This window comes from Chlamydiales bacterium, assembly GCA_031292375.1.
Lineage (GTDB): Bacteria > Chlamydiota > Chlamydiia > Chlamydiales > VFKH01 > JARLHF01.
On the sequence record JARLHF010000027.1, the window covers coordinates 21,004 to 29,893 of the forward strand.

The window sequence follows — 8,890 nt, forward strand, 5'->3', positions numbered from 1 at the left end:
TTAAATCGCGGTATCCATCTCATTGATGGATACCGTATTCATTAAAGAAATAATTGCAATTAACAAGGAAATAGAGTACAATTGCTGCAGTAATTTAAACTTTTGGTGAGAAAATGAGCATGTATGTTAAGGAAATATTACTGGGACGCCCCTTATTTGAACATTCCCAGAATGAGACTATAACTGAATCCTTTTTCAAGAACAATAAAGCCATTACTCACTTAAAACCAAGCTCTCACGATCCATATTCCTTTTGGGGAAGAATACAAAACATACTGCTTTATCTCTTAAGTTTTATTGTTAATTTAAGCCGTCCTTCCGCCCTTAGCGCACAAGAAAGAGTACTCTCTTCTAAGGCACAAAATCATGAGATAGTAGATCTTTATAAAAGGTGTTTGTCTGAAAATGGGAAAAAAACTTCTTACCTCACTCAATATGAAGATTTGATAAAGCAAGTAAAAGATCTCCAATTATTTTTAGACGAAGACCGAGCCCTTACAGAAAAAATCGCCTTTCGAAATAATTTCATCAAAAAGATCACTTCACTAAAAGCGGGCGAAAATCTTCTTATTCCATTAACAACAAAAGAAGATGTTTCCGTTGTCTATTTTCTTCAAAAAAATCAAAATAGCTACTCACTAAAAATTATTGGATGCGACGAGTGGATCTCACAAATTTCAGGAATCCCTTCCAAAAAAGTAGGCGGCAAAGAAAAGGTTTTATCTCAAATCGCCTTTGAAAATATTCCAGAAAACTACTTTACACAAGAAAGAATCCTTACTCTCTTTTGTGAGCCACTCCTTGAGGACTATTTTAGCGTATCTATGCTTCAAGAACAACTAGGAAATATACCAAGCACATGTCGCAAGGATGTATCGCAAAATCCAGAATTGTGGGTAACAAAAAAATCCAGCCATAGAAAGTCTTTTGGGCTACTTATACAAGAACTCAATACAGAAAAAAATTCATCCTCTCATCAAGTACGCACCTCAAGAAAGCGTCTTGAATTTCAATTGCGCCTATTTGCCCTTTTCGACTTTTTTAAGGAAGCTCGCTTTTTTCTAAAAGATGAAAATCCATACACAACCACTTTAAACCACCTTACTAAAGAAATTGCCAAAGAAGCAAGCTTGCTCTATACCAAAGGGTTTCTAACACGAGAAGATATGGAAGAGATCCAAAAAGAACTCCTCTTTATTGAAAAGACGACTAACATTGCCAATGCGCAAAAGAAAGTCGATATTCTGATCGATAAAACAGCTACAATGCCCCTAAACCTACAGCTACCTCAAAACACTATTATAAAATCACCTGTAACAGGGCTAACACCTACTGCAACACAGACAATAGCTACACTTAGTGAAAAACCTCTTCAAAATACACTGTTAATACCCAACCTATCTTTATTCTCTTCTGAAGAAAAAGGGGCTATGAAATCAAATGACCCAACCTTTATTGTAAAGGCTTTGACAGAAAAAACAGAGCTTGCAGAGGCATTTGCAGGGCAAGGCAAAAATTCTCTTGCAGTCGAACTCATCTTGGAATTAACACAACATCTTAAGCTTTATGCCCCTGAAATAGGAAAAGAAATAAATGATTGCTGGCCACATAAAGTATCTGAAGAACAAGCTTTACAAGTACAACGCTGTATTCTTAAATTAACAAAAGTACTTATTCAATCTAAAGAAAAAGCTCTTCCACCTACAAACCAGGTGGTCCTACTCTTTCAACTTGCAAGGCTTGCCAAGTGGCTTGATGCTTCTAGCAGACATGGATCTCATCTATATAATGATCTAGAGAATTCTATGCAAAACTTTTTTAATCTCGACCTATATCATTCTGAACGGGGTGTACATGCTATTTTACGACCCTTTTACTTGATTGATGAAGAAAATGCATATGCTCTCAATCTAATGCATAGACAAACCAAACTTGATGATCCAAGCGTCATCTGTTCAAATGAGGGAAAAGAAAAGAGTAAAGAGCATTGCAAAGAACTAAACCTGTTGATTAAAACCTTCTTTAATCTACTTCCAAATGAAAACTTTGAATCTCTATCCAAATTCAAATTTTTCCTTAGAAATAATGTCCAGGCCTGGTCAAAACCCATCCAAAATCCCCTTCTTTTTGCCGCACTACAAAGAATGCACCTCACAAGTCATGTACCCAATGTGATTGATAAACTGCATAGTGAAAATAAAATAAAAGGAAGCTATTCAATGCAGTGGACGTCGGGCGTAGGCACTACAATTTCTGGCTGGAAAGACAGCTTTGAAATATACGAGATGCAAAAAAACTTAGATAGAACAGAGTCTTTGCACCTTCCAGAAGCGGCTCATGATGATCCAGCCCGCGTTTTTGAGAGTCAATTAGAAGCTCTTCTAACTCAAATAAATGAAGAGGGAGAATCACTTTCTTGCTTGCAAGGAGATAAAGCTCTTCCCTACAAAAAAGAGGAACTAACAGAGCTACTCTTAATGCTGCGAGAAAAAGCTCCTCAACTAGAAGCAATTGGCTTCATTGTATCTCACCCTCATCTTTTATCCTCTCCTGACGTGCGCAACTACCTCGAAATTGTACTCTTTGATATGGCTGGCTCATCTATCGATCAAACTCTTCAAGAAAACAGAGGGTTTGCCAATTCCCTTCCAGATGTCCTACAAAAGCAGCTAAATTTTTATGAAGAGCGCATCCAAACAGATCCTTCCTACTATGACCACTACCTCTTTATACTCTCCATCACAAGACGCTTTAGAGGCGTATACAGAGCCTATAATCAAAGCACAGAAGCTCGTGATAAATTTAACACTATTTTAGAGCGTTTTTCTATAAACCCCATTTTACAAAATGCAGATTTGCGCCCCTTTCAATTTAAAGCTGTAGTTGAGTACCTCTTATTAAAAATAGAAAATCCAAGCTCCCTTGAAGAAATCATTAGACTCTATCATCTTCTACAAGTACTGCCAAAAGAAGCGCATGATGTAGATCCCAATGAGATGGATAAATTATCTCGCTACTATGCAGTTTTAACACACTCTCTTGAGAATGTACCTCCTCAACGCTTGAGCCCTCTTCTCAATACCATTTGCCATGATCAAGGCATGGATACAAAAGATTCTCCTTGGGAAGGATCCTTTCCTCTATTTAGAAATGCTTATTGCGAAATTAATCTACTCAAAGCTCATGTTTTGATGCGTACATCTGGAGAGCGCCTTGTTACAATACCAACAGAAATTTTAACCGATTCCACCTATGCTCTTGCTTTCAAAGAGATTGACAAAACTTCTATGCAAGTTAAAATGGTGCTAAGGGGCAATATCACTGCTTATTATATCTTTGATAAAAATGGAGAGTGTGGCCATGTGGAAGCAGAAAACGGAAAATATAGATTTTATAAAAAGTTTTCTGAAAAAGAGCACTCGTTTCAAGCTATATCCTTGAGCTATCAAGAGGATTTTTATCCCTTGCGCTCACTTGCATCCGACCTACTTTATTTTGCTCCTGAGAATCCAAATACGGGTTTATGTTTGGATGCAGAGGGAAATATCCGCTTTAAATTTAATCTTCAGATAGTATCAGGACAAGCAAAAGTAAATTCTATCATTGATTGTCGCGGCCCAACAGAATCTATCCCCTACAAACAAGAAAGCATAAAAGCCCTTTCTAGTTCCTGCTTAAACGCATTAAAAGCCTTTGAAAACGAAAAGGATATTTTACTTTTATCCAATGATGGGAATTTACAAAAGCTTGAATTTGTTCGCTATGGGCTCTCTTTTTCCTACAAGCAAGGAAAACTATACAGCGATGACCTTGCATATCAAGGATATTGGATTGACTTTTTAGCTTCTCAAGAATATCCAAACGCTTTAGTACTGCGTCATAAAAATAAAATGGCACCTGCAAAAATAATATTTGCAGATCCTTCTACACTTGAATCCAAGATAGTTACTACTACAAGAAATAAATCTTACCTTGAAAATTGTCTTTTATTGCTTAAAGCTTGGTGGACGGGCAAAAAGCCAAATAGTGCAGAGTTTCAGACAATGCATCTACAACAAGAGCCAAAACATGAGGGAACATCTGTTTTAAAGTGCCATGTCTTTACAATGCATTCACTTACAAAGGAACTAGAATGTGTTAATGAAAAAGGAAAAATTGAAAGTAACATAGCTCTACTCACACATGCTCTTTTTAATAAAAATATGTCACATGCAGTATCTGCTTTAAAACAGCTTAAACTCAATCATGCGGACTTAACAAAAGAGAAGATCCACACTCTCTTACACTTCTTGAAAGTAGGTGAGGATGATGATGGACATGCAGCAGCCATTAAAATTCGTATTGCTTTAAAACTAAAAAGCCTGATTAGAAAAAAGCTTGCATTTGCTACTCTTTCAGAGCAATTAGACACATTAATTCGCGAGCATTGCCCTACTTATCTTTTAGAGGGAAGAAAAATTGACCAAAGGCTTCTCTTGGGTCAACGATTATTTGAAGTAATGCTAAAGATTCTTAAAAAGAAAGATCTCACATTTTACAATGAACACTTAAGGATTTTAACATTAGAAAAGGGAAATGTTTTACCTAAATTTGATCCCCTCTCTGGAGTTCCATCTTGGAGCGGACAGCCTGAAGTAAATCTTAAAGCACGTGTACATGATGCAAAACAGGCAGGAATACTAGGTGTTGAGCGAATTCCTATGCACTATTTAGAAGAGCATCTTGCAGCATACAAGTCAACAGGATCACCCATCAAAACTCTAGAAAAAGGTGTTCCTCACCTATTCCAAGAGGAAGAACTCTATTTATACTTTTCTGAAAACATCTATATACTTCCACATGTACGTCTTCCAAGAATTAGCTCTGATGCAACCCCTTGCGAAGCCAAGGCTGTTAAAAAACTTATAGAAGAGATGAAGTTCCATGAGCAATCTGTTAAAGAAAAAACACAGCATAATCTTGAACACATACAATTATTAAAGCGAAAAATTTCTCACCTAAAAAAATCCTATAAGCAACAATCTGCTCTCAAGAAAGAAAAAATCGAAAATCTACTCAAAGGTATCAAAGACCCCGTCGAGGCTATGAAAATCAAGGGCGGGCTTCAACAAGTAGCAAGTTTCCAAGAGCTTACACTCGCTTTCATGCAAAAGAATTTGGCAGAACTTCAAGAGAAGAAATTACTTCCAGCAAGCCTGGATATCCAGGAGTTAAAAAACGACCTTGAAGCTTATTTTTCTGCAGAAGTCACTTACCTCCTACTAAAAAACAGCTCACAAGTCATTACAAAACTATTAGACCCTTCTTTAAATATTCAAGAGCGCTCTGTACAATCAGAAATTCTCTATCAATTTCTTACTCTAAAAAGATTTTATGAAAAAGTAACTCATCCAGAACTTCTTGTATATGAATGTTTTTCTCAGCAAATTTTCAGATCTCTTGGATCAGAACAAAACCAATTACATCTTCTCAATGAACTACTGCTATCTACTAATGGCATTTTCCAGGCAAGTACAGGCTCTGGAAAAACTGCGCTATTTTCTGTCTTAAGAGGCCTTATGAAGGCAAATGGAACTAACTTAGTGACCTTTAGGACGCTTCCTACGCTTTTTGAACAATCCAAAGCTCTTTTACAAAAAAACCTTGGTAATGCTTTTGAAAAGAAAATCTATACTCTGCAGTATAACCTAAAAATGTCTCCCATCATTCATGAAAAGACCAAAGAAAACACTCTAGTAAAAAATTCTCTTTTCAAAAAGATCTACCATGAACTTTTGATGACAATTCAAGAAAAAGGATGCCTCCTTACAGACTATAAGTCGCTGCCCCTTTTGCAAGAAAAATGGTTAAAACTCAACCGTGAATTTATTGCGATGCAAAAAGATGGAATTCCTATCGCTGATATCGAAAAAGAGCACTGGACTTATCTTAAAAAGATTCTCCTTCTTTTACAAGAAAGGGAAGAAACTCTTATGGATGAATTTGATGTACCTAACAGATCTTGTAATAGGCTCCAAATACAACTTGGAAAGCCTGTTGCAATAGCGCCTTTTCTTATAGACAGTACATTGAAGATCTACGAAGAACTTAAAAATGATCCAAGACTTAAACTCTCATCGGATCTACAGGGCGAACTTTCTAATGATCTACGTTTAGAAGTCATTCGTGATTGCGCTAAAAAATTTGCAGGCGATGATCTTGACCTGTTTCATTATTTTTTAGGTGAAAAAGAAGCAGACTTATCAAGCTACTCTAGAGAGGAGCAAGATACTTTTGCTCTATACAAAGACCAATTTTATACATTCCTTCCACTTGCCCTGAAAAAGGCAAGTCACTTAGATTATCAAAGAAGTATCGATGGAACAAGAACGATACCCTGCCATGAGGGAGAGCCTCAAGAGGGATCTCGTCCAGGGCATCCTCTTGAAGAGATCAACTTTACCATTCAAGACTACATCCAAAATGGTGTTTCTCTTCTAGAACTCTTACAATGGATTCAAGAATTGCAAAATGAATCTATTAAAAGTGTAACTCCAGAGAAAGAATTTGCAGCAATTTTTCCAAGCCATCCCTTCCCCAAGGGGAAAATAAGCGAGCAGCAGTTGCTAGCTCTACAGAACGAGCTAAACCATAATTGGGGACATGTTCGTTATTTTCTTAAATTAAAATTGCAAAACATGAGCACAAGTGGTGAAGTAATTTCCATGACTCCTCACGATACTGCAGCCATGGCAAAATCTGTTGTAGGCCTTTCAGCTACCACTGGATGCATCGAAGAGCTTCCACGTGCACTACAGGGAAATACTGGAGCAGTCACAGGTGTTGTGGGCGAAATGGTTTATCGCTTGTTAAAAAGAACACACACAGATGACATACCCCTTAAATACGACCCAGAAGATCCATTAAATGTACTCAACCAAGGGCATTTTCATGCTTTAATTGATGGTGCAGGTGCTTTTCGCTCCCAAGCGCCAAAAGATGTTTCAACAGCTTTTATGCACTCTCAAACTCACCTTGAACAAGTAGGTTATCCTGGTGGTAAACCCTATTATGTTGGAAAAGCGGAGTGCTCTCTTTCTAAAAAGGGATATTATTTTCCAAAAGCAAGTGCTCGAGGTGCCAACATCCCATTAGATCCAGAAAGTAGAGCTCTTCTTACTGTCGATAGAAGAAAAACGCTGGAAGACCTCTTACAAAATGATGGTCGCATGCGTTTGAATGGCCAAAAAATTAAGCTTGCTAAATCGATACATAACCCAGATATGAATAATATAGAAGAAATTCTTGTACAATCTGCTCGCAATGAGGGCCTCTTATATGCAACAGGGCTTTTTCGCTCAAAAATGCAAGAAATCCCTCATTTAATAAGACAAGAAGCTTATAAGCAACTGCTTGCACAAGCTAGTCTCGACCAAACACTCTCATCTTTTGAAGCATGGCAAGATCTCTTTCTTCAAAAGCCCTCTCATGATTATAACCAAGCAGGCTCCTACCATGCTCAAAATCATGCAATTCAAAAAATAGACGCTACCCCATTAGAAGCACTTACCGCAAAGAAAACACATTGGGTAACTTATGCAAATCAACTGGGATTATCCACAGATGCACTTTCCTCTCTTACTTGGGATGAAGACCTTTTGCAAAAAATGCCTCCTCTTGTTCCAGGACAAGATACATCTCTTTTAATGGGTCTTGAAGTAGAAGAGGAAGTGGAAGTAGAGCATGAGGTAGAACGTAACCTCGATGTTAAAATTGAAATAAAAAATGAAGAATTACAATTTAATCAGTGCGGTGAGGTTCCCTTTTATGCTCCTTGGGTAAAAAATAGACCCAAAGAATATTCTGCAAAAGCTTTACTACATAAAGCTTTTGATGAGCGTATTCTGTTTACAGAAAACTTCTTACCGCTTGATCGAAAAGATCTCTTTAAACGTCTTTCCTTCGATCATGCTCAACCAAAAATTAACAATCTACATATAATTATGGAAGGACCTTGGCATCCCAACCAAAAAATTGAATTAATTATTATCGGCGACATCCTAGATGATGTACATCACCGCCCCTATTGTTATTATTCTGGTGACCAAAATCGACCTGTTACTAAAACTAATTGGTCTATGTCTTATGATATACGTACGAAGGAAATAGTGGCAAAAGGGATCATTACAGATCCAGAAGAAAAAGCAATAATATCCGATGAAGCATTTCAAAGCATTATAGCTCAAGCTAAATTCATTAACGGAGAGTATGAAAATTATTCACAAAGTGAGTGGATTGGTCTTTGTAACTGGCTAAAAGGTGTAGATGATTTAAATGAATTACAACATTTTTTCGAGAAAACAATCCTTCGTACAAAACCTCGAAAAGCTGCAGCCTTTAAGCAAAGCCCTCTATTTAAACTCTTTGAGGAACTAAAAACATCACATTAATTCATTTTATGATCTAAAATATTGTGTTTAAATAATTTAAATATATTTCTTACCCAAAACTGGTGTTAAATTAGAGAGATTCAATATCTGCTTGTGAAAGGGCTGTAACTGCATGAATACTTTGCCACGTCATCCCCTGACTTTTCATTGCCTTTGCAACTGTAGCTACACCTGCAGCCATACCCTTGGCCATACCTGCAGCTTCGCCCTCATCAAATTTTTGATCCATAGAAGCTTTATAAGTGCGGGCATATTTATCTTTTTGATCATAGGTTAAAAGCTCAATATCGCTCCAAGAAAAACGGTTGAGCTCTTCATAAGCTCTTTCGATGATAGGATCATTGATTCCCAGCCTAAAAACTTCTTTTTCTGAAGTGTCCTCAGCATACTTAAAGAAATAGACCCACTTGTCGAGCATCGTTAAGAGCTCATCAATGGTCTTATGAAATTTAGGAAGCTCA

The 8,890-nt window shown here is 37.1% G+C and carries 2 protein-coding genes; one reads left to right on the forward strand and one right to left on the reverse strand.

Annotation, left to right across the window (positions count from 1 at the left end; genetic code table 11):
* The first annotated feature begins 113 nt into the window (after window positions 1–113).
* Window positions 114–8,429, forward strand: a complete 8,316-nt coding sequence (locus tag P4L16_04380) for a hypothetical protein (GenBank protein ID MDR3624359.1) — start codon at window positions 114–116, stop codon at window positions 8,427–8,429.
* A gap of 70 nt (window positions 8,430–8,499) precedes the next feature.
* On the opposite strand, the gene P4L16_04385 is transcribed toward P4L16_04380, so the two are convergent.
* Window positions 8,500–8,890 (reverse strand): PD-(D/E)XK nuclease family transposase (locus P4L16_04385; GenBank protein MDR3624360.1); only part of this gene is annotated, 391 nt, incomplete at its 5' end.

What these genes read in the sequence shown, in the direction of transcription:
- P4L16_04380 (MDR3624359.1), top strand. Translation starts at nt 114, where the DNA reads ATGAGCATGTATGTTAAGGAAATATTACTGGGACGCCCCTTATTTGAA.